Origin of the sequence: Actinobacillus capsulatus DSM 19761 (assembly GCF_000374285.1) — a bacterium.
GTDB lineage: Bacteria > Pseudomonadota > Gammaproteobacteria > Enterobacterales > Pasteurellaceae > Actinobacillus > Actinobacillus capsulatus.
The window spans coordinates 1-1,004 of the sequence record NZ_KB893973.1; the positions used below are offsets into that span (position 1 = coordinate 1).

Sequence of the window (1,004 nt, forward strand, 5' to 3'; positions counted from 1 at the left end):
CACATTCGGTATGTGCGCTAATACGTTGATAAAGCCAGTAGTCATAGCGCACAAGGGCACGTAATGCCCAGCTAGGATTGTAAGGTTGGTTATTTGCCAGCTCCGGGTAAAGGTTGGCAATCCAATCGGCGGTTTGGGGTATAAACTGCGCTAAACCTTGCGCACCGACATGAGAAAGTGCGGTTACATTCCATTGAGATTCTTGATGGATTTGCGCGGCAAACAGGGCTATCGGGGCTTTTAAACCCCAAATAGCGTGGCTGTTACGGGTAAGCTCTCGTTGATATGGTTTGGCGGCCTGCGGCGCTGCCTGCACCACAAGTGGGCAAAGCAACATCACGACAACCAATAAACGACGGATAAATCGCATATTTAAAGTCCCAACGTAACGCCTAACATAACCGCACCGACAATCAATGCGCGGCGCAATACCACAATGGCAAAGATAAGTTCATAACCTTTATGAACCGGATATTCTGGACCGGCGTGTTCTGCTTGGCGTTGATTTTTTAGATATTGCTTCCAGTTAATTTGCAAATAACCGCCTGGGCTGGCGTACGGAAACAGTGCGCGGTCTAAGTGGTAACCGATAATAGCGGCAATCGAAACAAGAGATAGCTTATACAACACCACTGGAACCTGCTGCGATGAAACCAGTGCAATAACAATTAATAATACCAATGCAGACACTACCCAAGATAACAAACGACCTTGTTTTAATGCGTGAAAAAAGCCTTTCATAACATACTCCTTAGTTAAAAATTGATTAGTTGATTCAGGCTTTTTGAGTGTAGCTATTATCAGCAGATAAGTATTTTGGACGCGGCTAGAATAAAGTGCGGTAAGGTTTGGTTATAATTTGACATGAAGACAAAGGAGTAACAATGACTTACCAACTGTTTGCTCCACACAGCAAGTCTTATGACCAGACATATCTACCCATTAATCATAAAAGGATAAAACCATGAAACAAACCAAACTGACACCGGAATATATCAAATCAT

The 1,004-nt window shown here is 43.6% G+C and carries 2 protein-coding genes; both read right to left on the minus strand.

What is annotated here, in order from left to right:
- On the minus strand, positions 1-370 hold a 370-nt coding region (locus tag C228_RS0113010; protein ID WP_018653017.1), incomplete at its 3' end, for a transglycosylase SLT domain-containing protein.
- A gap of 2 nt (positions 371-372) precedes the next feature.
- Positions 373-741: a putative holin gene (locus C228_RS0113015; RefSeq protein ID WP_018653018.1), complete on the minus strand. Its 369-nt coding sequence runs from the start codon at positions 739-741 to the stop codon at positions 373-375.
- Between the last annotated feature and the right edge of the window lie 263 nt (positions 742-1,004).

Excerpts from the sequence above, each read along its gene's own strand:
- C228_RS0113015 (WP_018653018.1), bottom strand. The coding sequence starts at position 741 with ATGAAAGGCTTTTTTCACGCATTAAAACAAGGTCGTTTGTTATCTTGG.